The organism is Achromobacter sp. D10, from assembly GCF_035282245.1.
Classification (GTDB): domain Bacteria; phylum Pseudomonadota; class Gammaproteobacteria; order Burkholderiales; family Burkholderiaceae_B; genus Achromobacter; species Achromobacter insolitus.
The window spans coordinates 231397-256227 of the sequence record NZ_JAYJLE010000001.1; the positions used below are offsets into that span (position 1 = coordinate 231397).

The following is a 24831-nucleotide window of genomic DNA, read 5'->3' on the forward strand; positions in this document are numbered from 1 at the left end:
GCGTCGCCGCATTGCCGTGGCGCGCTTCCCATCCCGAGACAGGAATAGACATGGCTTTGCCCTCCCGCGTGAAGATCGTCGAGGTGTCGCCCCGCGATGGCCTGCAGAACGAAAAGGAATTCGTGCCCACCGACATCAAGGTGGAACTGGTCAACCGTCTGGCCGCCGCGGGCTTTCCCAACGTGGAAGCCGCCTCGTTCGTGTCGCCCAAATGGGTGCCCCAAATGGCCGACGGCGCCGAAGTCATGGCGCGCATCGACCGCCGCCCCGGCACCATCTATTCCGTGTTGACACCCAACATGAAGGGCTTCGAGGGCGCGCTGACCGCCGGCGCCGACGAGATCGTGATCTTCGGCGCCGCCAGCGAGGCTTTCTCGCAGAAGAACATCAACTGTTCCATCGCCGAATCGATCGCCCGCTTTGAACCCGTGGTGCAAGCCGCGCGGGCGGCCGGCATCCGCGTGCGCGGCAGCATCAGCTGCGCGCTGGGCTGCCCCTACCAGGGTGAAGTGCCGGTGGAAGCGGTGGTGGACGTGGCGCAGCGCTACCTGGCGATGCAGGTGGATGAAATCGACGTGGCCGACACCATCGGCGTGGGCACGCCCAAGCGCGTGCGCGAAGTCATGACGGCAGTAACCCGAGTCGCTGATCCGGCGCGCATCTCCGGCCATTTCCACGACACCTACGGACAGGCTCTGGCCAATATCCTGGCGGCGCTGGAAACCGGCATCTCGATTTTCCACACCTCGGTGGCCGGCCTGGGCGGCTGCCCCTATGCCAAGGGCGCCACCGGCAACGTCGCCACCGAAGACGTGCTGTATATGTTGCGCGGCCTGGACATCGATACCGGCGTGGACTTCGACGCCGTGGTCGACATCGGCCAGTGGATGTCGGCTCACCTGAACCGCAAGGGTTCCAGCCGCGCCGGCAACGCCATTGCCGCCAAACGGGCGGCATGACGGACCGCATGAGCGCTTCCGCCAGCACGCCCTCCGCCGAGGACCACGCGGCGCTGCTGCGGGCCATCGGCCCCCTGCCCTTGTCGGGCCAGGCCTGGCCCGACTGGGTCCGCATCCTGACGTGGGTCATCCTGGCGGTACTCGGCGTGCAGGTGGTCACCACGGCCATCCGCGCGCCCTCGCAACCCTTCGATACGCTCTTGGCCGCCGTGGTGGCGGTGTGCTTCCTCGGGCTGCTCTTCGTGTCGTGGCACATGCAGACGTCCATCACCACCATCGACGAACGCGGCCTGCGCCAAACCTGGTTCACGCGCCGCGAGGTCGCCTGGGAAGACGTGCGCTACGCGCGCTTTGTTCCTATGCTGTTTTCCAAGCGGCTGGTGGTGTTCACGCATCGCGGCCGGCCGATGATCTTCCAGGGCGGCACGCGGGAATTGCGCGCCGCCTTCGTGAAGATCGCCGAACTCTACCGGCGCGGGTAAAGCCTCCGGGGCTACACGCAGGGCAATCGATGCCCAGCGCGCGCAGCCCCCTCACCATTACCGTATCGGCAACGCATACATCAGGCCGCCCTGCGTCCATTGCGCATTCAGGCCGCGCTTGATCTTCAGGGGACTCCCCTGGCCGACGTTGCGCTCGAAGCTCTCGCCGTAGTTGCCCACCTGCTTGACGATGTTATAGGCCCACTTCTCGTCCAGTCCCAGGTTGGCGCCGCTGCCGGGCGTAACGCCCAGGATGCGCTTGATGTTGGGGTTGGCGCTCTTGGTCTGTTCATCCACATTGACGGACGACACGCCGTATTCCTCGGCCTCGATCATGGCCGACAGCGACCAGCGCACGATGTTCAACCAGGCGTCGTCGCCCTGCCGCACGAACGGACCCAGCGGCTCCTTGGAGATGATCTCGGGCAGCACCACGTAGTCGTCGGGGTTCTGCAGCTTGGAGATGCGGATCGAGGCCAGGCCCGATGCGTCCGTGCTGAACACGTCGCAACGGCCGGCAGCGAAGGCGTTGACCACTTCGTTGAAGGTCTCGATCACGACGGGCTTGTAGCTCACGTTGTTGGCGCGCGCCCAGTCGGCAAGCGTATTTTCGTTGGACGTGCCGGTTTGCAGGCAGATGGTGGCGCCGTTGATTTCCTTGGCGCTCTTTACGCCCAGGGACTTCGGCACCAGGAATCCCTGGCCGTCATAGAAGTTGATGCCGGCGTGGATGATGCCCAAGGCGGTGTCGCGCTGCTGCGTCACGGTGGTGTTGCGCGTCAATACGTCCACCTCACCGGACTGCAGGGCGGTAAAGCGCTGCTGCGAGTTCAGCGGCACTACCTTGATCTTGTTGGCGTCGCCGAACACCGCGGCGGCGATGGCGCGGCACAGGTCCACATCCAGCCCCTGCCACTTGCCTTGCGCGTCGGGCGCGGAAAAGCCCGCGAAGCCCGTGGTCGTGCCGCAAGCCACCGCGCCGCGCTGGCGCACCACGTCCAGCGTCGCCGCCTGCGCGCCCTGCGCCGCAGCCGCCAACAACGCCGCGCCGATCAACCCTTTTGCAATGTTCATGACCTCGTTTCCTGTTCTGCTTTGCGGGCGCCATAACGCGCCGAGGCAAGAAGCTTATAGACATGAAGCGCCCAAACCAAATAACAAGCGCTTATTTAGGTATGCGCGTCCCTGCGCGCCAGCGCGGGGACGGACAGGCAAGAAAGCATAGCAACAGGCAAGACGGCGGCGGATGCGCGCCGTCAAGCCGGGTTCAGGCCGCCAGCGAGATCGATACCGGCTCGTTGGCTTCGCAGGCGTCCAGCGCGCGGCCCAATCGCACCATGCCCTGCGCGATCTGGCTTTCGTTCATGGTGGCGAACGACATGCGCATGGCATGCAGGTCTGCCTGCGCCGCGTCCGCATAGAACGCCTTGCCCGGTACGTAGACGACCTCGTGCTCGATGGCATAGGGCAACAGGCGCGTGGCATCGATCTCGCCGGTCAGGCGAGCCCAGAAGAACATGCCGCCTTCGGGCTTGCTGAAGGTGACGCGGCCATTGAGTTCGCGGGCCAGCGATTCAGCCATGGCGTCGCAACGCAGGCCGTAGGCAGCACGGATGCGCGGCACGTGTTCGCCGTAGCGGCCGTTGGCCAGGTACTGGGCCACGACCTCCTGGATCCAGGCGGACGAAGCCATGTCGTCGGCCGCCTTGGCGCTGACACAGCGGCGGCGGACTTCGGGCGGAGCCACCAGCCAGCCGATGCGCAACGCCGGCGCCATCGTCTTGGACATGCTTGCCAGGTACACGGCCCAATGGCGGGCCTCGCCTTGCGCCAGCGCAGCGATCGGCGGAACCGCCTCGCCTGCAAAACGCAGCTCGCTGTAGGGATCGTCCTCGACGATCAGGAAACGATGCTTGACCGCCAGTTCCAGCAGCCGCAAGCGGCGCTCGCGCGTGAGGGTCGCGCCGCAGGGGTTGGAGAACGAGGCGACGACGCAAACCATCTTGGGCTTGATGCGACCGGCCAGTTCATCCAACGCGTCCACGTCGATGCCCTCGGGGCCGGATTGCACCGTATGCACGGTTGCGCCGGTGTAGCGCAGCGCCTGCACGGAATTGGGAAACGCCGGCGACTCGATGATTGCGTGGTCCCCGGGCTGCAACATGACGCGGGTCAGGAGCGCCAGAGCCTGCTGCGAACCGCCGGTCACGACCAGCTCGGTATCGGCATTGCAGATAAGGCCGCGCTCGGCGGACAGGCGCGCCAGTTCGTGGCGCAGGCTGGCCTGGCCGTCGATATTGGAGTACTGCAAGCATGCGCCGAGGCGGGCCAGGACCTGGGTGCTTGCAACCGACAGTCCTTCCACGTCGAACAGTTCCTGGGCGGGATAGCCGCCCGCCAGCGAAATGGTGCCCGGCCGCATGGCATACGGCATGAGCGATCGGATGGGAGAAGCGGGGGGATTCAGGAAAGGCGTGGCAAAAGCGTATTCAGGCGCTGCGGTGGACATGGCGGGAGACTATGGAGGTGGGAAACCGTGTCGCCCGCTGGGGCGGCGCCGGACGGCATAGAACATTGAAATATAAACAAATATCCTCAAATTCTAAGCCTGCCGATTGCACAGGGTCAACGATGCGCCCGAGCGTTGTGGCGAAACGATCCGGCACAGTCCTACACTATGGGACATCCCGTATCTACCCGAGAGCTGAATGACCGCTGTAGACACCATGGCCGGGCGCCTTGCCCAGATCCAGCAACGCATCGCCAGCGCCTGCGAGCGCGCCGGGCGCAGCCCTGACAGCGTGACGCTGCTGCCCGTCAGCAAGACGTTCGGCGAAGACGCCATCCGCGAAGCCATGGCGCTGGGGCTGACCCGCTACGGCGAGAACAAGACGCAGGAAATCCGCCAGAAAGCCACGGCCCTGGCCGGCGTGGGCCTGCAATGGGTGCTGATCGGCCATCTGCAGACCAACAAGGCTCGCGACGCCGCGCGCGACGCTGCCGAGGTCCAGTCGCTGGACCGCGTGGAGCTTGCCGAAGCCCTGCATCGCCGCCTGACGAACGAGGGCCGGACCCTGGACGTGCTGGTGCAGGTAAAGACATCCTCCGAGCCCAGCAAGTACGGCATGGATCCGGCCGACGTTGCCGGCTTTCTGCGCCGCGTCGCCACCGATTTCCCGACGCTGCGCGTGCAAGGTCTGATGACGTTGGCCGTGAATTCACCCGACCCCGCCGAAGTGCGCGCGTGCTTCCGCGCCCTGCGCGAGTTGCGCGACCGCCTGCGCCAGGAGAACCTGCCCGGCGTATCGCTGGACCGCCTGTCCATGGGAATGAGCGGAGATTTCGAGCTGGCCATCGAAGAAGGGTCGACCGAGGTGCGCATAGGCTCGGCGATTTTCGGGGCCCGCCACTACCCCGATCCGCAATAAGCCGCTGAAAACAGGGCACAAAACATCCGCCGATTGCCGGGGACGCAAGGCATAATATCGGCGCATAACAGGCCCCCCGCGCGCTCTGCGGCGCCGGCCCATATTCAGTCCGCACTAGGAGACAACCCCATGCACAAGCACGCAAAGCGCCTGTTGGCGCTTGCCGCCCTGTCCCTGGCCGCCAGCACGGCCTCCGCCCAATCCTGGCCTGCCCAGCCGATCCGCTGGATCGTGCCCTACCCGGCCGGCGGTGGCGCCGACGTCGTGGCACGCACGGTGGCGGGCGGCATGGAAAAACCGCTGGGCCAGACCATCGTGGTCGAGAACCGCCCCGGCGCCGCCACCATCATCGGCGCCACCGCCATCGCGCAGTCGGAGCCCACCGGATACATGATCGGCACGGCCGATTCGGGCACGCTGGCCTTCAACCCGTCGCTATACGCCAAGCTTTCCTACGATCCGTCCAAGTTCACCTACATCGGCGGCATCGCCAAGTTCCCGTTGCTCCTGGCCGTGAACGTCAACTCGCCGTTCAAGACGGTGGACGACGTGATCCAGGCCGCCAAGAAAGAACCCGGCAAGCTCTCGGCGGCATCCGCCGGCGCGGGTTCGCCGCACCACTTGGCATTGGAACTGTTCAAGCAACGCACCGGCGCCAACCTGCTGCACGTGCCCTACAAGGGCGCCGCGCCCGCCATCCAGGACCTGCTGGGTGGACAAGTCGACGTGATGTTCATCGACTTGGCCGCAGGCCTGCCCAACGTCAAGGCCGGCAAGCTCCGCGTCCTGGCCGCGGCTACCCCGGAACGCGTCGCCGCGCTGCCGGACGCGCCCACCATGGCCGAACAAGGCGTGCCCAACTTCACTGCCTATGCCTGGCAGGGTCTGGTCGGCCCGGGCGGACTGCCGGAGCCGGTCGTCAAGAAGCTGGCGGCGGAATTGGACGCCACGCTGAAGTCGCCCGCCGTGTCGCAGAAGATGCTGGACATGGGCGTTATCCCGATGCCGCTGTCCTCGCAGGAGTTCAAGGCCTACGCCGAACAGGAACGCAGCACGTGGGCTGACGTGATCAAGAAGGCCGGCATCAAGCTGGAATAACCTTCCTCGCGCGTTGCCACAGCGATAAAAAAAAACGCGGCCATTGCTGGCCGCGGTTTTTTTCTTGCGCGCTGCTTGCGTGTGCTTGCGCCTGGACCTAGACCAGCACGCGCTCGATGCCGCCCGCATTGGCGCGGCGCACGTACTCTTCCATCCAGCCCTCACCCAGGATGTGGCGCGCCATCTCGACCACGATGTAATCCGCGTCCATGCCGGTATCGCCTTCATAGCGCGACAGGCCTTGCAGGCACGACGGGCAGGAGGTCAGTACCTTCACATCGCCGGTAAAGCCATCGCTGCGCAATGCGGCATCTCCCTTGAGCAGCTCTTCCTGCTTGCGGAAGCGCACCTGCGTGGAAATGTCGGGGCGGCTGACGGCCAGCGTGCCCGATTCACCGCAGCAGCGGTCGCTCTTGATGGCGTCATCGCCGACCAGGGCGCGCACGGTCTTCATGGGCTCCTGCAGCTTCATGGGCGTGTGGCAGGGGTCGTGGTACATGTAGCGCACGCCCTTGGCCCCTTCGAGCTTGATGCCTTTTTCCAGCAGGTACTCGTGGATATCGATCAGGCGGCAGCCCGGGAAGATCTTGTCGAACTCGTAGCCCGCCAATTGGTCGTAGCAAGTGCCGCAGCTGACCACGACCGTCTTGATATCCAGGTAGTTCAGCGTGTTGGCGACACGGTGGAACAGCACCCGGTTATCGGTGATGATCTGTTCGGCCTTGTCCGTCATGCCATTGCCGCGCTGAGGATAGCCGCAGCACAGATAGCCTGGCGGCAGCACGGTCTGCACCCCAGCGTGCCACAGCATGGCTTGCGTGGCCAGACCCACTTGCGAGAACAGGCGCTCGGAGCCGCAGCCCGGGAAATAGAACACCGCTTCCGTGTCGGCCGTGGTGGCCTTGGGATCGCGGATGATGGGCACGTAGTTCGCGTCCTCGATGTCCAAGAGCTTGCGCGCCGCCTGCTTGGGCAGTCCGCCAGGCATCTTCTTATTCACGAAGTGCACCACCTGCTCGCGCAACGGCGGCTTGCCCACCGTCGCCGGCGGGGCGGAAGTCTGTTTCTTCACCAGGCCGGACAGCAGGTCGTGCGCGGCGCGCTGGACCTTGTAGCCCACGCCCACCATTGCCTTGCGGGTGGCGTTGATGGTGGCCGGATCCTTGGCGTTCAGGAAGAACATGGCGCTGGCCGTGCCCGGATTGAACGACTTCCGGCCCATGCGGCGCAGAACGGCGCGCATGTTCATGGACACGTCGCCGAAGTCAATGTCGACCGGACAGGGGTTGTAGCACTTATGGCAGACCGTGCAATGGTCGGCCACGTCTTCGAACTCTTCCCAGTGCTTGAGGCTCACGCCGCGCCGAGTCTGTTCTTCGTACAGGAAGGCTTCCACCAGCAGCGAGGTGGCCAGGATCTTGTTGCGCGGCGAATACAGCAGGTTGGCACGCGGCACGTGGGTAGCGCACACCGGTTTGCACTTGCCGCAACGCAGGCAGTCCTTGATGGATTCCGAGATAGCGCCGATGTCGCTTTGCTGCATGATCAGCGACTCGTGGCCCATCAGGTTGAAACTGGGGGTCCAGGCGTGGCGCAAATCCGCGCCGGGCATCAGCTTGCCGGCATTGAAGTGGCCGTTGGGGTCGACGCGGCGCTTGTAGTCCTGGAACGGCGCCAGTTCGGCCTCGGTCAGGAATTCGTACTTGGTCAGGCCGATCCCGTGCTCGCCCGAGATCACGCCGTCCAGGTCACGGGCAATCTGCATGATGCGTTCGACGGCCTGATGGGCCTCCTGCAGCATCTCGTAGTCGTCCGAGTTGACCGGGATATTGGTGTGCACGTTGCCGTCGCCGGCGTGCATGTGCAGCGCCACGAACACGCGGCTCTTGAGCACGCGGCCATGGATGGCGATCATCTCGTCGACGATCTTCTTGTAGGCCGCGCCGGAGAACGTGCGCTGCAGTCCGGCCAGTACCTCGGTCTTCCACGACAGGCGGATGGTGCGATCCTGCACCACGTCGAAGACCCGCGCGCCAGGCTGCGCCGCCAGGCGGTCCGACAAGGCCGGCTGCAGGTCGCCCAGGCCCAGGCCATGCAGCTCGGGCAGCGCCTGCAAGAGCGGCAGGTCCAGATTGTCCAGCAGCCACTGCCAGCGCTGCCTGACCGCGGCCAGGAGTTCCAGCGCCTCGCGGGTACGCTCGGCCAGCACTTCCGCGCGGGTGGTTTCGATGTCCGCGTCATCGATCTTGCCGACCGGCAGCGGCGTGCACAGATACGCGTCCAGCTCGCCCAGCAGCTTGAGCTTGTTGCGGGTCGAGAGTTCGATGTTGATGCGTTCGATGTGATCCGTATATTCGCCCATGCGGGGCAACGGGATCACCACGTCTTCGTTGATCTTGAAGGCGTTGGTGTGGCGCGCGATCGCAGCGGTGCGCGAACGGTCGAGCCAGAACTTCTTGCGCGCTTCGGGGCTCACGGCCACGAAGCCTTCGCCATGGCGGGTGTTGGCCAGGCGCACCACTTCGCTGGATGCCGCGGCCACGGCGTCCTCGTCGTCGCCGACGATGTCGCCGATCAGGACCATCTTGGGCAGCACGCCGCGTTTGCTCTTGGTGGCGTAGCCAACCGCGCGCAGATAGCGTTCGTCCAGGTGCTCAAGGCCTGCCAGGATGGCACCCCGGGCACGGCCTTCGCCGTCCAGGTAGCCCTTGACCTCGACGATCGACGGGATCGCATCGCGCGCCTGGCCGAAGAATTCCATACAGACGGTGCGCGTGTGGCGGGGCATGCGGTGCAGGACCCAGCGCGCCGAAGTGATCAGGCCATCGCAGCCTTCCTTCTGGATGCCCGGCAGGCCCGCCAGGAACTTGTCCGTCACGTCCTTGCCCAGGCCTTCCTTGCGGAACACGCGGCCCTGGATTTCCAGCGTTTCGGTCTTGAGCAGGCGTTCGCCCGGCTTGCCGCGGCCGTCGAACCACTTGAGCTCGAAGCGCGCCACTTCCACGTCATGGATCTTGCCCATGTTGTGGTCCAGGCGGCTGACTTCCAGCCAGTTGCCGTTCGGGTCGACCATGCGCCACCAGGCCAGGTTGTCCAGCGCGGTGCCCCACAGCACGGCCTTCTTGCCGCCCGCGTTCATGGCGATGTTGCCGCCCACGCAGGAGGCTTCGGCCGAGGTCGGGTCGACCGCGAACACGAAGCCTGCCGCTTCGGCGGCCTCGGACACGCGCTTGGTCACCACGCCGGCGCCGGCATGGATGACCGCCACGGGCTCGGTCAGCCCGGGCAGCAGACAGGACTCGACCTTGCCCAGCTTGTCGAATTTCTCGGTGTTGATCACCGCCGACTTCCAGGTCAGCGGGATAGCGCCACCGGTATAACCGGTGCCGCCCCCTCGGGGAATGATCGTCAGTCCCAGCTCGATACAGGCGGTAACCAGCGCGGCGACCTCGTCCTCCGAGTCCGGCGTCAGCACCACGAAGGGATACTCCACCCGCCAGTCGGTGGCGTCGGTCACGTGCGACACGCGCGACAGGCCATCGAACTTGATGTTGTCGCGCGCGGTGATGCGACCCAGCACCTTCTGGGCCTGCTTGCGCATCATGGCGGTCTGGTCGAACTCGCCCTCGAATGCGGCAATGGCGGAACGCGCCCGCGCCAGCAGGCCGACAACCTTCTCATCGCGGTGCGGATCATGGCCGGCTTCGGCGGGCACGTCGGGCTCGCGGCGGCGGTCGATCTCGCCCAGGCGGTGATGCAAGGCTTCGATAAGCTGCTTGCGGCGCTTGGGGTTGTCGAGCAGGTCGTCCTGCAGATAGGGATTGCGGCGCACCACCCAGATGTCGCCCAGCACTTCGTACAGCATCCGGGCGGAACGGCCGGTGCGGCGTTCGCCGCGCAGATCGCTCAGCAGGCTCCAGGCGTCTTCGCCCAGTAACCGGCCGACAATCTCGCGGTCGGAGAACGACGTGTAGTTGTACGGGATTTCGCGCAAGCGCGCGGGTGCTGCGGGCGGCATCGCCCCGTTCAAGATGTGGCTAGCGAGTGGGGCGTTCATGGCTGCAAGAGGGGGCCCTTAAAAAATTATTTTATGCCATTGGCGGAGTCCGGCCCCTAATACCCCTAAGGACGCGCTCAAAACCCGGGAATGGCGAGGACTATATGTCCCCAATTAAACATGATGTCAGCGCTAGACCTGGCCTGGAAAAAACCACAGCAGGCTGGCGGTCATGACCAGATAGCGCAGGAATTTGCCGATGGCCATGTAGAGCACGCAAGGCCAGAATGACAGCCTCAGCCACCCCGCTACGGCGCACAGGGGATCGCCTACGGCCGGCAGCCAGGACAGCAGCAAGGCCGGCGGCCCCATGCGGTGGATCCAGTCATGGGCGCGCTCGTTCCAGCGCCCGCGCATGCGGCCGCCTTCGGTCGAATCGGGATGCGGATGGGGATGATGTTCCTTCCAGCGTTGCACGGCGCGTTCGGCCGCCAGGCCCATGGCGTAGCTGATGGCTCCGCCCACGGTATTGCCCAGGGTCGCCACCAGGATGGCCGGCCAGAACATGTCCGGCGCCAGCTTGATGTAGCCGAAAACGGCCGGCTCTGAGCCCATGGGCAGCAAGGTGGCGGACACCAGTGAGACCGTGAAGATCGCGGACAGGCCCACCGAGGGCAGCGCCAGCACCCCCAGCATCCAATGCACAGCGGATAACAGACTTTCTTCCATAGTGGGGCGAGTGTAGCCGCGCGCGGGTGCAATAATCTGGTCCACCCCCCACTCTTGCCGCCAGCCGCAGTCCATGTCAACTGATTATCTGAAACGCATCCTGACTTCCAAGGTTTACGACGTCGCGGTCGAATCACCGCTGGAAGCGGCGCCTCTGCTGTCTCAACGGATTTCGAACACGGTGCTGCTCAAGCGCGAAGATACCCAGGCGGTGTTCAGCTTCAAGCTGCGCGGGGCGTACAACAAGATGGCCAACTTGACCCCCGCCGCGCGCAACCGCGGCGTCATCGCGGCGTCCGCCGGCAACCACGCCCAAGGCGTCGCGCTGGCGGCCAGCCGGCTCGGCTGCCGCGCCGTCATCGTCATGCCCACCACCAGCCCGCAGGTGAAGATCGACGCGGTCCGCCGCCTGGGCGGCGAAGTGGTACTGGCCGGCGAGAGCTTCTCCGACGCCTACGCCCACGCGCAGATCCTGGAAAAGAAAGAAAAGCTGACCTTTGTCCACCCCTTCGACGATCCCGACGTCATCGCCGGCCAGGGCACTGTGGGCATGGAGATACTGCGCCAGCACCCCGGCCCGATAGACGCCATCTTCGTCGCCATCGGCGGTGGCGGGCTGATCGCGGGCGTGGCCGCCTACATCAAACAGCTGCGTCCGGAAATCAAGATCATTGGCGTGCAGACGGAAGACTCCGACGCCATGCTGCGCAGTGTGCGCGCGGGCCGCCGCGTGCAGCTGAACGACGTGGGCCTGTTCTCGGACGGCACGGCCGTCAAGATGGTGGGCGCCGAAACCTTCAAGCTCACGCGCCAGTATGTGGACGACTTCGTGGTCGTCAACACCGACGCGATCTGCGCGGCCATCAAAGACGTCTTCCAGGACACCCGCAGCGTGCTGGAGCCTGCCGGCGCGATGGCGGTCGCGGGCGCCAAGCAATATGCGGCCGAACATAATCTGAAGGGCAAGACGCTGGTGGCGATTGCCTGCGGCGCCAACATGAACTTCGACCGCCTGCGCTTCGTGTCCGAGCGCGCCGAGGTCGGGGAAATGCGCGAAGCCGTATTCGCCGTCACCATGCCGGAGCAGCGCGGCAGCTTCCGCCGCTTCTGCGAACTGGTGGGCGAGCGCAGCGTGACCGAGTTCAACTACCGCATCTCCGATGCGGATCGCGCCCACGTGTTTGTCGGCATCCAGGTGTCATCGGCGTCCGAGCCCGACAAGATAGCCGCGAACTTCCGCCGCCATGGCTTTGACACGCTGGACCTGACCCACGATGAAATGGCCAAGACCCATTTGCGCCACATGGTGGGCGGGCGCTCGGCGCTGGCACGCAACGAACTGCTGTACCGCTTCGAATTTCCGGAGCGCCCGGGCGCTCTGATGCGCTTCCTGAACGCCATGAATCCGGACTGGAACATCAGCCTTTTCCATTACCGCAACCAGGGCGCGGACTATGGCCGCATCCTGATCGGCATCCAGGTCCCGCCCGCGGACAAAAAACAGTTCCGCAGCTTTGTGGCGGAACTGGGCTATCCCCACTGGAACGAAACCGAAAACCCGGCCTACAAGCTGTTCCTGTAAAGCGCTTCCACGCCTCGCCAAAACGAGAGGGCCTCCTTGCGGAGGCCCTTCCCTTCCCAGCTCTAGAAACGTCCGGCGGCAACCAGTAGGGGGGTTCGCTGTCACTCGGCGGCCCACGGAGATGAGCCGCGCATTCAGCAAGGTCTTGCCGGACGTCCTATGGCTTAGAAACGGTGACGCACACCCACGGCGACAGCCGTGTCGGTCGCATCGCGCTGGAACGCGTAGTTGTCGCCGTAAGAGGCGTACGCGTACAGGTTGGTGCGCTTGGTGAAGTCGTAGGTGTAGCCCAAGCTGTAGACATTGAACGTTGCATCGTCGCCCGTCAGCTTGTCGTTGCTCGCGGTCGCGCGCTGCCACGAACCGAAGACCGCGTGGCGGCCCAGCGGCACGGTCGCGCCGATCATGTACGAGTTGGCGCGGAAGCCATCGGCCAGCTTGAACGTGCCCAGGTTCTGCATGCCGGCGGGCGTGGTGCCCATGTTCTGGCCGACGAACCAGCCGTCGCGGGTCTGGCCGAACGCCGCCGCGACCTTCACGACTTCGAAGTCATACGAACCGCCAACGATGTATTCCTGGATGCGCGCTTCGGACTTGCCGCCGGTTTGACCATTGGACGGGTTGAAGCGGTCATACGCCGCGGCCAGGTTCAGCGGGCCGTTGACGTATTGCACGCCCGCCGTCAGCACACGGTTGTTGTCGCCCGTCTGGAAGCCGGTCTGCGACGTGTCGCTGACCGCGTCGTCGGCGCTGAACGAGTAGCCCACGCCCAGCTTGAAGCCGCCCATGCTGGGGGTTTGGTACAGGACCATGTTGTCCAGGCGCATCGTGTTGGCGCTACCGAACGTGGTACCCATGTTGGCGGTGTTGTAGCTGATCGAGAACGGATCGATCGAGCCGAAGTACTTGGAAGCCAGGTTGGTCTGGCGGCCGAATTCCAGGCGGCCCCAGGTATCGCTGTCCAGGCCCACGGTGGCCTGACGGCCCCACAGGCGGCCGTTTTGCAACGACTTGCCGTTCATGGGACCGAAGCCGCCTTCCAAGGTGAACACGGCTCGCAGGCCGTCGCCCAGATCTTCAGTGCCGCGCAGCCCGAAACGCGAGCCGCTGCTCACGCCCTGGACGCCGCCAAAACGGCTTTGAGAATTGCCGTCGAACTTCACTTTCTCGTAGCCGATACCGGCGTCGATCAAGCCGTACAGCGTCACGGAGTCTGCGGCTTGCGCGGCGCCGGCAAAACCAGCCAGCAGCGCGACAGCCAATAGCGTCTTCTTCATATAAGTCCCCAAAATGGCGAGATGAAAGGCAAACCGCAAACCCACCGCGCACAGGGCCGGGAATCTGCGTGCCGCTGCGAACAAGTTAGCGGCGCATGCACTGGAATCAGTGTCCAGCCTGCGCCAATTCGAAGTAACCCGGATTTCGAAGAACTACTTTCCATGGTTGGGATAATGACGGCCTTCTTACAAGCTGCTCTCTTTGGAAACCTGCGTTAACGTGTTGATATCAAATGCGAATTAAGGCTCGCAAAACATCCCGCGGGCCTTGGATATTCTCCTGCCGCGCTTGAAAGACCAACAACAGTTGTTGTGGGCGGCGAATAGTTTTGATGCGGAAACGCGACACTATTGCAGGCAGGTTCCGGCCACGGCGTGCCGCCATGAAAAAAGCCCCTCGGCGTCATGAGGGGCTTTTCTTGCGGGCGGGACGACTTATTGGCCCAGGGGCGGGTAATCCAGTTCGCCGAAGGTGTATTCGCCGCGTGCCTTGGCGTCGGCCAGTTCCTGGCGCACTTGCTCGCGGGTCTTGCCACCGGATTGCGACACCGCGGCTTTGGGCGGGTAGTCCAGTTCGGCGGAGGTCACTTGACCAGCAGCCTTGGCGCTTTGCAGTTCCTGCTGAACCTGCTCGCGCGACAGGCTGGTGCGTTGGACAGTGGCGGGCGGGTAGTCCAGTTCACCAAACGTGACCTGGCCGGCGGCCTTGGCGGCTTGCAGTTCCTGCTGGACCTGTTCACGCGTCTTGCCATCGGCGTGAGCGGCGGACATACCCACCAGCGTTGCGGTAACCATGAGTGCGGTAGCTAGGGCTTTCATTGAGATGACTCCATCCTAAACCTTGCACACCGTCTTCTGCCAGGCTGGCAGGTGCGATGTGACAATTTGATTGCTGGGACGAAGTATCTGGCGATTGCAGCCTAGTAAAAACCCTTATTTTGGTGAACATATTTGCACAGATGGGACAATTACGGGTTGCTACCGCCCAAATCTGCGCATTTTCTGCACACTCCCGGGCCGGATCAAGCAACGACAAGCCTTGCCAGCGTTCAGCCACCAGCAAGCTCGGTAACGAAACATCCGCAGGCGATGTGGCGGGCGCGCCATCCAGCTTGGGGAAATAGACATTTCTGCTGGCGGGACAATTATTCCATTTATCATACAAATCCCCCAGAAATGGAATTTTGAACATCGAGGGCCCCATGGATATCCAGCTTAACGACATCGCCCTATTTGTCGAAGTCGCCAAGCGCAAGAACTTCAGCCACGCGGCCGAAGCCTTGAATATTCCGACATCCACGCTCTCGCGCCGAGTCAGCGAACTCGAACGCAGCATCGGCATGCGCCTGCTGAACCGCAGCACGCGCAAGATCGACCTGACCGAGGCGGGCGCCATCTACTTCGAGCGCTGCCGGCATATCGTGGAAGAAGCGCGTATCGCGCACGATCAACTACTGGACATGGCGGTGCAGCCCAAGGGTCGCCTGCGCATCTCCCTGCCCACCAGCCTGGCGCAACTTTTCCTTCCCGCCGTCATCAGCGAATTCCGCGAGCAGCATCCGGACATCGAGTGCGACTTCGACCTGAGCATGCGTCCGATCGATCCGATCAGCAATCCCTTCGACCTGATCCTGCGCTTTGGCCAACAGCCGGACTCCAGCCTGATCTCGCGCAAGATCGTGCTGATGGCCCATCAGCTGTATGCCTCGCCCGAATACCTGGCCCGCCATGGCGAACCGCGGGTACCGGCGGATCTGAGCCACCACGAATGCCTGCGCCCCACCATGCGCGAGGAATCCTCCTTCTGGATGCTGCATTCGGGCGACAAGGTAGAGCGGGTCCAGGTGTCGGGGCGCCTGTCGGCCAACAATGTCGGCATGCTCGGACGGCTGGCCGGACAAGGCCTGGGCATCACTCCCCTGCTGGTCTTCGATGCCATGGAGCGCGCCATCAAGCAGGCCGGCCTGGTGCGGGTGCTGCCGGAATGGAGCCTGACTCCCCTGCCGCTCTTTGCACTGCTGCCTTCGCGCATGCTGCCGGCGAAGACCAAGGCTTTCCTGGACTTCATCCAGCCGCGCTTGTCGGACGCGTGATTCCTACGCCGGGGAGTCAGCGCCGTATTGACAGACTGTGTACAGCGGGGTGCCCGTGGCGGCAACGCGGGCCGAACCGCCGAGGTCTGGCAGGTCGATGATGGCGGCAGCCTCGACCACATTGGCGCCCAGGCGCTGCAGCAACTTGATGGCGGCCAGCATGGTGCCGCCGGTGGCGATCAGGTCGTCCACCAGCAGAACGCGCTGGCCGGTGCGCACCGAATCCGTGTGCATTTCGACCGACGCATTGCCGTACTCGAGGGAATATTCCTCGGCCACGGTGCGGAACGGCAGCTTGCCCTTCTTGCGCACGGGCACGAAGCCCAGGTTGAGTTCATAGGCCAACACGCTGCCTATGATGAAGCCGCGGGCATCGACGCCGGCAACCAGATCCAGGCGCTGGCGCATGTAGCGATAGACGAAGAGATCGATGAGCACCCGAAATGCGCGAGGATCCTGCAGCACGGGCGTGATGTCGCGAAAAATGACACCGGGTTGGGGCCAGTCTGGAACGCTGCGGATGGTGCGCCGGATGTACTCGGCGTTGTCGGTCTGCATGGAAGACGGCCCTGAAGAATTGAAGCAAGGCGAACTATAACCTCGCAACCGAGCTTAAGCCAGGATTGCCGTCCCCGATGACAATTCATATTCATGTAGCCGGCCAGCCCGCAGGATATAGCGCCGGTCGACAGCCCCTGGAGGCAAGACCGCATGGGTGGCGAGCACCACGGTGCGTCCCCGCACGGCGCCTGCCAGATCGCTGAAGAATGCCGCCTCGGCCTCGCCATCCAGCCCGGCAGTGGGCTCATCCAGCACGATGACCGCCGCGGGCGACAGCAGCACCCGCGCCAGGCACAGGCGGCGCGCCTGCCCGGCCGACAGCTGCGACCCCGTCTCGCCGGCCCAGGTATCCAGCCCCTCGGGCAAGCCGCGCACGAAATCGCCCAACCTTGCGGCGTCCAATGCGCGCCACAAGGCGGCATCGTCCGCCTCGGGGTCGCCGATGAGCAAGTTCGTGCGCAAGGTTCCCAGGAAAACCGGAGCGTCCTGTGACAGCAGCGCGATGCGCCGGTGCCAGTCGGCTTGTGTGCAGTCGCGCGCGTCGCAGCCGCCAAAACGCACCTGCCCCGCCTGGGGATCCTCCAGGCGCAAGAGCAAGTGCAGCAGGGTCGACTTGCCGGCGCCGCTGGGCCCCAGGATGGCAATTCGCTCACCCGGCTCAACACGGAGGCTGGCGCCGTCAAGCACGGCCGGACTCGCAGCCGTGTCTCGAGGGGTGTAGGCAAAGCGCACGCCATCCAGTTCCAGCGCGCCGGTGTCGGGCAATGCCCGCGGCGCGGGCGGATCCTGCATGTCCGGCTCGCTTTGCGTTACTTCACGAATGCGTCCCGCCGCCGACATTGCCGAACCCATGCGCGATGCCCCCCGCATGATAGGGCCCGCAACCTCGAAAATACCGATAACCGCGAGCAGCAGGCCAGCCAAAGCCGGGCCCTCGATCCGTCCCGACTCCAGCGTCTCCAGTCCGAACCAAAGCAAGGCCAGCACAGCGGCGCCAGCGGCGGCCTGCAGGAAGAACTGTCCGCGGGCGGCAACCCGTGCCTGGCTGCGGCGCGCCAGTGCGCTGGCCTCGCACAAGCGCTCGAAATGCGCCGCCGTCTGCGCCTGTGCATGCAAGGCCACCATGTCCGCATGCCCGTCCACCGCGTCCAGCGTTGCGGCGCGCAAGCCTGCCGCGCTTTCCTGAGCGGCGGCGCCGGGCTTGCGCGCCGCGCGCAGCAGCCACAAAGGCACCAGCACGCAAGCCACCAGCAAAGCCAGCGCCAAGGCCAGCGCGGCGGCGGGCACCCAAAGTCCCAATACCGCGGTCAGTACCGCGCCCGCCAGCACGGCGGTGGCCAGCGGCGCAAGCACGAACAGAAACACTGTGTCGAGGGCGTCGACGTCACCCGTCATACGCGCCACCAGGTCGCCATCGCGGTAGCGCGCCAGCTGCCGCGGCGTCAGCCGGATCAGCGCCGAGAACACCTTGGCGCGCAGGTCCGCCAAGAGGCGCAGCGTGGCGGAATGGCCGACAACGCGGTCCGCATAGCGCGCCACGATGCGCAGAAACGACAAGCCGCGCACAAGCGCAGATGGCGCGAACAGATTGAAGGCGCCGCCCGCCCCCGCCAGGGCAGCGCCCGTCAGGAACCAACCCGAAACGCCCAACAGGCCCACGCCGGCAGCCACGGTAGCCAGCGCACAGAACAATGCGAGTAAAAGCGCGCTTTTTCGGCGCGCATACAGCGGCAGGAGCAGCAACAGGTTCTTCATGCGTCTTCCACTTTCCCGGCGGCTACGCGCAGGGTCCGGCCCAACCGGGCCGCCACCGCGGGCGCGTGCGTCGCCAACAGCAAGGTGCGCCCGGCCGAAAATTCCAGGATCGCGTCCAGCACGCGCGCCTGCGTGGCCTCGTCCAGATGCGCCGTGGGTTCATCCAGCAGGATCAGGCCCGGATCGCGCAGGAACAGCCGCGCCAGCGCAACGCGCTGCGCCTGGCCGCCGGACAGGCCATGTCCGCGCCCGCCCAGCGGCGTCGCCAGCCCCTGCGGCAAGGCGTCTGCGAACTCCAGCACACAGGCGCGGCGCGCGGCGGCCTGCACCTCGGCATCGGAGGCATCCGGGCGTCCCAGGCGTATGTTGTCGGCGATGGACCCCGCCAGCAACTGCGGCTTCTGCCCGATTAGCGCCACCCGCTCACGCAGCGCCGCTTCGTCCCATTCGGGCAAGCGCAAGCCATCGATGCGTATGTCTCCCTCAAACGGGCGCAGCCGCGCAATCGCCTCGATAAGCGAGGACTTGCCGATGCCGCTGGGTCCCATCAGCGCGGCGTGCTCGCCCACGGCCAAGGTCAGCCCTGCGTCCGACAGTACCGCCTGGCTGCGGCCTGGAGCATCCAGGTGCAGGCCGGCAATGGCGAGAGCGGCGCCTCCGCCCTGGCGCGCGGGCTGGCGGCCGTCCGAAACGGCCTCGGCCGAGACATCGCCCTCTTGCGGCAAGCCGTCGAACAGTAAAGAGATCTGCGAAACGGCCGCCAGCGCGGCCGCGCGGTCGTGATAATGCGCCGCAAACTGGCGTAGCGGCGCGTAAACCTCGGGCGCCATCAACAAACAGAACAGCCCCGCCTGCAACGTCAGCGGCGACCAGCGCAGGTCCAGGAATCCCAGATAGGTCAAACCGATGTAGACGGCCACCCCGGCCACGCCCAGCGCCGCAAAGAACTCCAGCACCGCCGACGATAGGAAAGCAATGCGCAACACCGACATCGTGCGCTGGCGCAGGGCATCGCTGGCCGCGACGACGGACGCCGCTTCGGCCTCGGCCCGGCCGTGAAGCTTCAAAGTGGACAGGCCCCGCAACCTGTCGGCAAAGAAACCCGACAGGCGTGCGAAGGCGCGCAAATGCCGGCGGCTCGCGCCTTGGGCCCCCCAGCCCACCAGCGCCATGAATAAAGGAATCAAGGGCGCCGTGATCAGAAGAACCAGTCCGGCGATCACATCCATCGGCAGCAGCACGACGGAGAAGGCGACGGGCAGCATGGCGGCCGCAGCCATGGCGGGCAGGTATTTGGCGAAGAATCCGTCCAGGGCTTCGACCTGGTCCACCACCGCGCTGGCCAGTTCACCGGATGCCTGGCCCCGGCTCCAGTAAGGTCCCTTCCGCACCAGGCGATTGAACAGCGACTGGCGCACGTGGCGCTTGATGCGTTCGGCCGCGTCCGCCCCCGCGCGTTCCCCCGCCCAGGTAATGCAGGCTCGCAGCAGCATGAGCCCCGCGATGGCCAAGATGTCACTCAGCAGATCCTGCCGGGGCACGTCCCGGACGATGGCCGCGTCGAGCACGCTGGCCAGCAACCAGGCCTGCACGACCAACAGTGCGCCACTCACCAGGGGCGCGGCGCCCGCCAGCATCAGCGGCAGCCTGGCCGCCTTGGCGAGCGCCATCAACCACCGCGACTGAGCGCGCGGCGGTTTGTTCAGGGTTGCCGAGGGATCGTGCTCGAGGCTGCTAGTACCGCCGCTCACTCGTCGTTACGGCTGGCGCGCGGATCATGGGTATGACCCTCGCGCAGCTCGAACCACATTGCATTGAGGATGGCGAAGGCGCACGCCAGGCCCAGACCGAGTATCCACGAGAAATACCACATGGTGGAGGCTCCTTTTTCAGTATGAGTTGGGCGTGTCGCCCACCGATTCCTGGGTGACCTTGCCGCGCATGACGCGGTAGACCCAGGCGGTGTAGACGGTCACGATGGGCAGGAACACGGCGACGGCGATCACCATGATCCACAGCGTCAGGTGGCTGGACGAACCGTCCCAGATGGTCAGGCCTGCCTGGGGCTTCGTCGACGAAGGCATGATGAACGGGAAGAGCGAAAAGCCCACCGTCAGGATCACGCCTGCGATCGACACCGACGACGCCAGGAACGCCAGCACGTTGGCGCGCGCGCTCAATAGCAGCGCCACCAGCAGTGCGCCACCCACGCCCAGCGCGGGCGCGATCCACATCAACGGCCATTTCGCGTAATTGGCCATCCAGGCGCCGTTTTGCACCGTCACGGCCTTGAGCATCGGATCCGACGGACCAGCCATGTCCACCGTGCTGGTGATGACATGGCCCGGGACGCCGCCCGCCACCCAGAAGCCGCCCGCCACGAACAACGCGGCCGTGAGCAAGGCGCACAGCCTGCCCCAGTTGCGGGCCCGCGACGAGACCGGATCTTCCGTGCGCCAGGCCAGCAGCACGGCGCCGTGCATGGCCAGCATCACCACGCTGAGCACGCCGGCCAGCAGCGCGAAGGGCATGAACAACTGATAGAAGTGCCCTTCGTAGACCGGACGCAGCGTGACCGGATCGAACGTGAACGGCACGCCCAGGATGATGTTGCCCATGGCCACGCCGAACACCAGCGACGCCACCACGCCCGAGAAGCACAGCACGCCGTCCCAGCGGTTGCGCCAGCTCGTGCCTTCCATCTTGCTGCGGTACTTGAAGCCCACGGGCCGCAGGATCAGCGCGATCAGCACCAGCATCATTGCCAGGTAGAACCCGGAGAACGAAGCGGCATACAGCAAAGGCCATGCAGCGAAAATGGCGCCGCCGGCCGTGATGAGCCAGACCTGGTTGCCTTCCCAGACCGGCCCCACTACGTTGATCACCACCCGGCGCTCGACGTCGGTCTTGGCGACCACGGGCAGCAGCGCGGCCACGCCCAGGTCAAAGCCGTCCATGACGGCAAAGCCGATGAGCAACGCGCCCAGCAGCACCCACCAGACCACGCGCAGCGTGCCGTAGTCGAAAGGAATAAGAGTATCCATCGCTGTCTTCTCCTTCAGGCCCGCACGGCGGCGCGAACAGGATCGGCGGCGGCAGTGCCGGGCGCCGGCCCATCGGATTTCGGTCCAGCCTTCACGGCGTGCAGCATCACCTTCACGCCAATGATCAGCAGCACCGTGTACAGCACCAGGAAGATCGTCAGGCTGATGGCCAGGTCAGCGATGGTCAGGCCGGAAGCCGCGTAATAAGTCGGCAACACGCCTTCGATCACCCACGGTTGGCGGCCGTATTCGGCCACGAACCAGCCGCTTTCTATGGCTACCCAGGGCAGCGGCAAACTCCACAGCGCCACCTTGAGCAGGCCGCGCCGGCTGTCCAGCCGCCCGCGCGAGGCCAGCCAGAACGCCACGCCGAAGAACAGGATCAGGTACATGCCCACCGCCACCATGATGCGGAACGCCCAGAACAGCGGCGCGACATTCGGCACGGTGTCGACCGCCGCCTTCTTGATGTCGTCTTCGGTGACTTTGCTCATGTCGGGTTGGTAGCGCTTGACCAGCAGCGCGTAACCCAGGTCGGGCCAGGTCTTGTCGAAGACCATGCGCGCGTCCACGTCCTTGGGATTGGCACGGATCTTTTGCAACGCGTCATAAGCCACCATGCCATCGCGGATGCGGTTTTCGGCACGCCGGATCAGGTCGTCGATGCCCAGCAGCGGCGTGGTGAGCGAACGCGTGCCGATGATGCCCATGACGTAGGGAATCTCGATCGCAAAGTCGTTCTTGCGCTCCGCCTGATTGGGGATGGCGATCAGGTTGAAGGACGCGGGCGCCGGCTCGGTGTGCCACATGGACTCGATCGCCGCGATCTTCATCTTTTGATGTTCAGTGGTGAGGTAGCCGCTTTCGTCTCCCAGCACCACGACCGACAGCGCCGAAGCCAGGCCAAAGCTGGCGGCGACCGCCATCGAGCGTTTGGCCAGGTCGATGTGACGGCCCTTCAGCAGATACCAGGCGCTGATCGACATGACGAACATGGCGCCAGCGACGTAACCCGCGCTGACCGTGTGCACGAACTTGGCCTGAGCCACCGGATTGAAGATCACCGCCGCGAAGTCGGTCATCTCCATGCGCATCGTGTCGGGATTGAAGATCGAACCGACCGGATTCTGCATCCAGCCGTTGGCGATCAGGATCCACAACGCCGAGAAGTTGGTGCCGAACGCCACCAGCCAGGTCACCACCAGGTGGCTGACCTTGGACATGCGGTTCCAGCCGAAGAAGAAGAGACCGACGAAGGTGGCTTCGAGGAAAAAGGCCATCAAGCCTTCGAGCGCCAGCGGCGCGCCGAAGATATCGCCCACGTAATGGCTGTAGTACGACCAGTTCATGCCGAACTGGAACTCCATCACGACGCCGGTGGCGACGCCCAGAGCGAAGTTGATGCCAAAGAGCGTGCCCCAGAACATGGTCATCCGCTTCCAGATGGCGCGGCCGGTCATGACGTACACGCTTTCCATGATGGCCAGGATGAACGACAGGCCGAGCGTGAGGGGGACGAAGAGGAAGTGGTAGAGCGCGGTCGCGGCAAACTGGAATCGCGACAGATTTACGACGTCGAGATCAATCATTGGGTCGCTCCCAAGCAGTTGAGGTGCCGCGGCAACCGGCATGGTTCCCAGGCCGTCTCTCGCGCCATGTTACGAGCGTTGCATACAACTTCATAGAGGTTCCCTGAAAAATCGAGGCGGATCAAGGTCAGCCCTTGCCCCGCAATTTGCCGGCGAAACCCAGCACCTTCTGTACTTTCGAACCGAGCTTCATCAGGTTCTGCAGGGTTTCCGGCGGCAGTCGTTGAACCTCATCGAACCATCCGGTGGACAGTTCGATGAGCTCCAGCATTTCGTTCATGCGTTGTTGCGCGTAGGCCTCATCGGGACCCGATGGGGGCTCCAGCAAGGTGTCCCGTAGCAGGGTGAGCGTGGGATCGATTTCGCGCTTGCGCTTTTCTTCCATCAGGATGCGGAAGATCTCCCAGACGTCCTTGGGAGTTTCGAAGTAGTCGCGGCGGTCGCCGACCTGGTGGATGAGCTTGACCAGGCGCCAGGACTGCAGCTCCTTCAGCCCCAGGCTGACGTTGGAGCGCGAAAAGCCGAGCGTTTCGGCTATGTCGTCGGCGTTCAATGGCTTGGGCGACAGGAACAACAAGGCGTAGATCTGGCCGACCGTGCGATTCACGCCCCAGCGGCTACCCATCTCGCCGAAATGCAGGACGAAGCGTTCGTTTTGGGGGGACAGAGCCATGGATCGACCTACACCGGCAGAAGCCAGGGCCTTCGGCCCGGCTGATAAATGCAGTTACACCGCTTTCAGAAATTTCTGAAATTATCGAACAAACTATGCGAAAGCGCAAACCACACTATGGGAAGGGGTATGGCCGCAAGGCTTGAGCCGCCCGAGGCGCAGCCGCCGCCGCGCGGGTTTGCCGCGCCGATTTGCTGCGCCCAAACGGTAGCGGCCACCTGCCCTGGAGCTGGTGGCCGCTGCTGAAAAAGGGGAAGCGGGATGCGTTAGCCGGCCTTGACGGACACCGCGGCCGACACCCGCTTGGCCTTGGCCCGGGCCGCCGCCACGTCCTCGGCCACGGCCAGCCCCACGCCCATGCGACGCTTGACGAAGGATTCAGGCTTGCCGAAGAGACGGATATCGGTGCCGGGCTCGGTCAGTGCTTCGGCCACGTTGTGGAACGAAACCGCGCCAGCATCGACCCCGCCATAGATGACGCTGCTGGCGCCGGGCTGGCGCAGGCTGGTATCCACGGGCAGGCCCAACAGTGCCCGGGCATGCAGTTCGAATTCGTTCTGGACCTGGGTGATCATCGTGACCATGCCGGTATCGTGCGGACGCGGGCTGACTTCCGAGAACCAGACCTGGTCGCCGGCCACGAACAGTTCCACACCGAAAATGCCCAGGCCGCCCAGGTTGGAGGTAACCGCCAGCGCGATTTCCCGGGAGCGTTCCAGCGCGGCGGGAGACATCGGATGCGGCTGCCAGCTTTCCACGTAGTCGCCGTCGACTTGCTTGTGGCCGATGGGGTCGCAGTAGCGGGTCTCGACCTGGCCATCGGCGCCGCGGGCGCGCACGGTCAGCAAGGTGATTTCGTAGTCGAAACGGATAAAGCCCTCGACGATGGCGCGTCCGCCGCCCACCCGGCCGCCCTCCTGGGCGTAGCGCCAGGCGGATTCGACGTCATCGGCGCTCTTGATGACGGACTGGCCCTTGCCCGAGGACGACATGACCGGCTTGATGACGCAGGGATAGCCGATGCCCCCGTCAATGGCCTGGCGCAGTTCTTCTTCCGTGTCGACGAAGCGGTAAGGCGACGTGGGCAGCCCCAGGGTTTCGGCCGCCAGGCGGCGTATGCCCTCGCGATTCATGGTCAATTGGGCGGCGCGGGCGGTCGGCGTCACCCGGGCCACTCCGGCCGCCTCGAGTTCCACCAGCAAATTGGTGGCAATGGCTTCGATTTCGGGGACAATAACGTGGGGCCGTTCCTGTTCGATGACCTTCCGCAGGGCCTGCGGGTCCGTCATCGAGACCACATGCGCCCGGTGCGCCACCTGGTGGCCCGGAGCATCGGCATACCGATCCACGGCAATGACTTCCACGCCCAGCCGCTGCAGGGCAATGATGACCTCTTTGCCCAATTCGCCCGAGCCGAGCAGCATGACTCGGGTGGCCAGGGGAGACAGGGGCGTGCCAAGGACGGGGCTGGAAATGCTGGACATGGAGCGGGCCTGGAAAGAAGGATTGAAAGCCGTTGAAATGAGCCGCCAGGATGCCATAGCCCCCTTCCCGGGGCAAACCC

The 24831-nt window shown here is 64.7% G+C and carries 20 protein-coding genes; 6 read left to right on the forward strand and 14 right to left on the reverse strand.

Features of this window, described 5'->3' with window-relative positions; all coding sequences use genetic code 11:
* Positions 1 to 50: 50 nt before the first annotated feature.
* Together VCS63_RS01090 and VCS63_RS01095 are read left to right on the forward strand one after the other, a co-directional pair.
* On the forward strand, positions 51 to 959 hold the full coding sequence (locus VCS63_RS01090) for a hydroxymethylglutaryl-CoA lyase (protein WP_042796127.1): 909 nt from the start codon (positions 51 to 53) through the stop codon (positions 957 to 959).
* Positions 960 to 967: 8 nt separating this feature from the next.
* A complete protein-coding gene (locus VCS63_RS01095) occupies positions 968 to 1441 on the forward strand; it encodes a membrane protein (RefSeq protein ID WP_042797515.1) in 474 nt (157 codons plus the stop codon).
* A 57-nt stretch (positions 1442 to 1498) separates the two neighbouring features.
* Here the strand turns inward: VCS63_RS01095 and VCS63_RS01100 are convergent, their stop codons facing one another.
* Together VCS63_RS01100 and VCS63_RS01105 are read right to left on the reverse strand one after the other, a co-directional pair.
* Complete coding sequence (locus tag VCS63_RS01100) at positions 1499 to 2515, reverse strand: amino acid ABC transporter substrate-binding protein (RefSeq protein WP_042796126.1); 1017 nt, start codon at positions 2513 to 2515, stop codon at positions 1499 to 1501.
* 193 nt (positions 2516 to 2708) lie between these two features.
* Positions 2709 to 3950, reverse strand: coding sequence for a PLP-dependent aminotransferase family protein (locus tag VCS63_RS01105; protein ID WP_063641404.1), 1242 nt, complete (start codon positions 3948 to 3950; stop codon positions 2709 to 2711).
* 199 nt (positions 3951 to 4149) lie between these two features.
* Here VCS63_RS01105 and VCS63_RS01110 point away from each other — a divergent pair, with 199 nt between their 5' ends.
* Both VCS63_RS01110 and VCS63_RS01115 read left to right on the forward strand, forming a co-directional pair.
* Complete coding sequence (locus VCS63_RS01110) at positions 4150 to 4869, forward strand: YggS family pyridoxal phosphate-dependent enzyme (RefSeq protein ID WP_323878056.1); 720 nt, start codon at positions 4150 to 4152, stop codon at positions 4867 to 4869.
* 129 nt (positions 4870 to 4998) lie between these two features.
* Positions 4999 to 5967 (forward strand): Bug family tripartite tricarboxylate transporter substrate binding protein, encoded by a 969-nt coding sequence (locus tag VCS63_RS01115; RefSeq protein WP_063641406.1) that lies wholly within the window; start codon positions 4999 to 5001, stop codon positions 5965 to 5967.
* Positions 5968 to 6064: 97 nt separating this feature from the next.
* Here the strand turns inward: VCS63_RS01115 and VCS63_RS01120 are convergent, their stop codons facing one another.
* The gene (locus VCS63_RS01120; protein ID WP_063959574.1) at positions 6065 to 10024 is read right to left on the reverse strand and encodes a DUF3683 domain-containing protein; all 3960 of its coding nucleotides are present in this window, start codon (positions 10022 to 10024) and stop codon (positions 6065 to 6067) included.
* A 132-nt stretch (positions 10025 to 10156) separates the two neighbouring features.
* Entirely contained in the window at positions 10157 to 10693 is a 537-nt protein-coding gene (locus VCS63_RS01125) for a YqaA family protein (RefSeq protein ID WP_042796123.1), read from the reverse strand.
* 34 nt (positions 10694 to 10727) lie between these two features.
* On the opposite strand from VCS63_RS01125, the gene ilvA reads away from it, so the two are divergent.
* The gene (ilvA, locus tag VCS63_RS01130; protein WP_223306564.1) at positions 10728 to 12275 is read left to right on the forward strand and encodes a threonine ammonia-lyase, biosynthetic; all 1548 of its coding nucleotides are present in this window, start codon (positions 10728 to 10730) and stop codon (positions 12273 to 12275) included.
* Positions 12276 to 12439: 164 nt separating this feature from the next.
* Here ilvA and VCS63_RS01135 read toward each other — a convergent pair whose 3' ends face one another.
* Together VCS63_RS01135 and VCS63_RS01140 are read right to left on the reverse strand one after the other, a co-directional pair.
* Positions 12440 to 13552, reverse strand: a complete 1113-nt coding sequence (locus tag VCS63_RS01135) for a porin (RefSeq protein ID WP_042796121.1) — start codon at positions 13550 to 13552, stop codon at positions 12440 to 12442.
* A gap of 435 nt (positions 13553 to 13987) precedes the next feature.
* The gene (locus VCS63_RS01140; protein WP_175198757.1) at positions 13988 to 14371 is read right to left on the reverse strand and encodes a DUF4148 domain-containing protein; all 384 of its coding nucleotides are present in this window, start codon (positions 14369 to 14371) and stop codon (positions 13988 to 13990) included.
* A 383-nt stretch (positions 14372 to 14754) separates the two neighbouring features.
* Between VCS63_RS01140 and VCS63_RS01145 the strand changes: the two genes are divergently transcribed.
* Positions 14755 to 15645 carry a LysR family transcriptional regulator gene (locus VCS63_RS01145; protein ID WP_013396712.1) on the forward strand — a complete coding sequence of 297 codons (891 nt, stop codon included), beginning with the start codon at positions 14755 to 14757 and terminating at the stop codon, positions 15643 to 15645.
* Between the two features lie 3 nt (positions 15646 to 15648).
* On the opposite strand, the gene VCS63_RS01150 is transcribed toward VCS63_RS01145, so the two are convergent.
* From VCS63_RS01150 to purT, 8 genes are all read right to left on the reverse strand, one after another.
* Positions 15649 to 16203, reverse strand: coding sequence for an adenine phosphoribosyltransferase (locus VCS63_RS01150; RefSeq protein WP_042796119.1), 555 nt, complete (start codon positions 16201 to 16203; stop codon positions 15649 to 15651).
* A 54-nt stretch (positions 16204 to 16257) separates the two neighbouring features.
* On the reverse strand, positions 16258 to 17961 hold the full coding sequence (gene cydC / locus VCS63_RS01155; protein WP_323878058.1) for a thiol reductant ABC exporter subunit CydC: 1704 nt from the start codon (positions 17959 to 17961) through the stop codon (positions 16258 to 16260).
* Positions 17958 to 19631 carry a thiol reductant ABC exporter subunit CydD gene (gene cydD, locus VCS63_RS01160; RefSeq protein ID WP_323879034.1) on the reverse strand — a complete coding sequence of 558 codons (1674 nt, stop codon included), beginning with the start codon at positions 19629 to 19631 and terminating at the stop codon, positions 17958 to 17960. Before cydD ends, cydC begins: the two co-directional genes overlap by 4 nt.
* A 77-nt stretch (positions 19632 to 19708) precedes the next feature.
* Positions 19709 to 19834, reverse strand: coding sequence for a cytochrome bd-I oxidase subunit CydX (gene cydX / locus VCS63_RS01165; RefSeq protein WP_042796116.1), 126 nt, complete (start codon positions 19832 to 19834; stop codon positions 19709 to 19711).
* A gap of 16 nt (positions 19835 to 19850) precedes the next feature.
* Complete coding sequence (cydB, locus tag VCS63_RS01170) at positions 19851 to 21005, reverse strand: cytochrome d ubiquinol oxidase subunit II (RefSeq protein WP_063641412.1); 1155 nt, start codon at positions 21003 to 21005, stop codon at positions 19851 to 19853.
* A 14-nt stretch (positions 21006 to 21019) separates the two neighbouring features.
* A complete protein-coding gene (locus tag VCS63_RS01175) occupies positions 21020 to 22594 on the reverse strand; it encodes a cytochrome ubiquinol oxidase subunit I (protein WP_042796114.1) in 1575 nt (524 codons plus the stop codon).
* A 127-nt stretch (positions 22595 to 22721) separates the two neighbouring features.
* Positions 22722 to 23267: a GbsR/MarR family transcriptional regulator gene (locus VCS63_RS01180; protein WP_042796113.1), complete on the reverse strand. Its 546-nt coding sequence runs from the start codon at positions 23265 to 23267 to the stop codon at positions 22722 to 22724.
* 266 nt (positions 23268 to 23533) lie between these two features.
* On the reverse strand, positions 23534 to 24751 hold the full coding sequence (gene purT / locus VCS63_RS01185) for a formate-dependent phosphoribosylglycinamide formyltransferase (protein ID WP_042797513.1): 1218 nt from the start codon (positions 24749 to 24751) through the stop codon (positions 23534 to 23536).
* Positions 24752 to 24831 lie beyond the last annotated feature (80 nt).

What these genes read in the sequence shown, in the direction of transcription:
- VCS63_RS01090 (WP_042796127.1), top strand. Translation starts at nt 51, where the DNA reads ATGGCTTTGCCCTCCCGCGTGAAGATCGTCGAGGTGTCGCCCCGCGAT.
- VCS63_RS01095 (WP_042797515.1), top strand. Translation starts at nt 968, where the DNA reads ATGAGCGCTTCCGCCAGCACGCCCTCCGCCGAGGACCACGCGGCGCTG.
- VCS63_RS01100 (WP_042796126.1), bottom strand. Translation starts at nt 2,515, where the DNA reads ATGAACATTGCAAAAGGGTTGATCGGCGCGGCGTTGTTGGCGGCTGCG.
- VCS63_RS01105 (WP_063641404.1), bottom strand. Translation starts at nt 3,950, where the DNA reads ATGTCCACCGCAGCGCCTGAATACGCTTTTGCCACGCCTTTCCTGAAT.
- VCS63_RS01110 (WP_323878056.1), top strand. Translation starts at nt 4,150, where the DNA reads ATGACCGCTGTAGACACCATGGCCGGGCGCCTTGCCCAGATCCAGCAA.
- VCS63_RS01115 (WP_063641406.1), top strand. Translation starts at nt 4,999, where the DNA reads ATGCACAAGCACGCAAAGCGCCTGTTGGCGCTTGCCGCCCTGTCCCTG.
- VCS63_RS01120 (WP_063959574.1), bottom strand. Translation starts at nt 10,024, where the DNA reads ATGAACGCCCCACTCGCTAGCCACATCTTGAACGGGGCGATGCCGCCC.
- VCS63_RS01125 (WP_042796123.1), bottom strand. Translation starts at nt 10,693, where the DNA reads ATGGAAGAAAGTCTGTTATCCGCTGTGCATTGGATGCTGGGGGTGCTG.
- VCS63_RS01135 (WP_042796121.1), bottom strand. Translation starts at nt 13,552, where the DNA reads ATGAAGAAGACGCTATTGGCTGTCGCGCTGCTGGCTGGTTTTGCCGGC.
- VCS63_RS01140 (WP_175198757.1), bottom strand. Translation starts at nt 14,371, where the DNA reads ATGAAAGCCCTAGCTACCGCACTCATGGTTACCGCAACGCTGGTGGGT.
- VCS63_RS01145 (WP_013396712.1), top strand. Translation starts at nt 14,755, where the DNA reads ATGGATATCCAGCTTAACGACATCGCCCTATTTGTCGAAGTCGCCAAG.
- VCS63_RS01150 (WP_042796119.1), bottom strand. Translation starts at nt 16,203, where the DNA reads ATGCAGACCGACAACGCCGAGTACATCCGGCGCACCATCCGCAGCGTT.
- cydC (WP_323878058.1), bottom strand. Translation starts at nt 17,961, where the DNA reads ATGAAGAACCTGTTGCTGCTCCTGCCGCTGTATGCGCGCCGAAAAAGC.
- cydD (WP_323879034.1), bottom strand. Translation starts at nt 19,631, where the DNA reads ATGGCGCTCGCCAAGGCGGCCAGGCTGCCGCTGATGCTGGCGGGCGCC.
- cydX (WP_042796116.1), bottom strand. Translation starts at nt 19,834, where the DNA reads ATGTGGTATTTCTCGTGGATACTCGGTCTGGGCCTGGCGTGCGCCTTC.
- cydB (WP_063641412.1), bottom strand. Translation starts at nt 21,005, where the DNA reads ATGGATACTCTTATTCCTTTCGACTACGGCACGCTGCGCGTGGTCTGG.
- VCS63_RS01175 (WP_042796114.1), bottom strand. Translation starts at nt 22,594, where the DNA reads ATGATTGATCTCGACGTCGTAAATCTGTCGCGATTCCAGTTTGCCGCG.
- VCS63_RS01180 (WP_042796113.1), bottom strand. Translation starts at nt 23,267, where the DNA reads ATGGCTCTGTCCCCCCAAAACGAACGCTTCGTCCTGCATTTCGGCGAG.
- purT (WP_042797513.1), bottom strand. Translation starts at nt 24,751, where the DNA reads ATGTCCAGCATTTCCAGCCCCGTCCTTGGCACGCCCCTGTCTCCCCTG.